The sequence below is a fragment of the Caballeronia arationis genome (assembly GCF_001544975.2).
GTDB classification, from domain to species: Bacteria; Pseudomonadota; Gammaproteobacteria; order Burkholderiales; family Burkholderiaceae; genus Caballeronia; species Caballeronia arationis.
This window is the reverse complement of record NZ_FCOG02000604.1, coordinates 1-559: the sequence shown is the minus strand read 5'-3', so window position 1 is coordinate 559 and position 559 is coordinate 1. Positions and strand designations below refer to the sequence as shown.

Sequence of the window (559 nt, the reverse complement as noted above, 5' to 3'; positions counted from 1 at the left end):
CAGGCCAAATGCTGCGGGGCACAGATATTTTTCGTCGACGAATCGACGGTGCGATCGGACTATCACAGCGGCACGACCTGGGCGCCGGTTGGTAAAACACCGGTAGTCGAGGTTACGGGCGCTCGCTTCAAGGTGAACCTGATCTCGGCAGTCAGCCCACGCGGCCAACTTCGTTTCATGTGCTTTGAAGGCAGCTTCAAGATCGCGGTGTACGTCGACTTCGTACGGCGATTGATGCTCAATGCCGATACCCCCATCTTCCTGATTGCTGATGGCCATCCGGTTCATCGTTGCAAAGCGATCCGCCAGCTTGCTGCAGAATCGGATGGGCGCCTTTGCCTGTTCTTCCTGCCCGCTTACTCGCCGGATCTGAATCCGGATGAACTCGTATGGGGCTACCTCAAACACCACAAGATCGGCAAGCTTGCTATCAAAGGTCCAGGACATCTTAAGCAGCGCGTTCGGGCAGTTCTGCGCTCGTTGCAGAAAATCCCGGCTTTGATCCGATCGATGTTTCAACATCCGTCAGTCCGTTACGCAGCATGAACCATGTCCGGCT

Annotated in this window: 1 protein-coding gene; it reads left to right on the top strand. The window is 55.8% G+C overall.

The genetic code is table 11. From position 1 onward, the window contains the following. Positions 1–546: IS630 family transposase (locus AWB81_RS44075; protein WP_062644833.1), on the top strand; the 546-nt coding region annotated here is incomplete at its 5' end. Between the last annotated feature and the right edge of the window lie 13 nt (positions 547–559).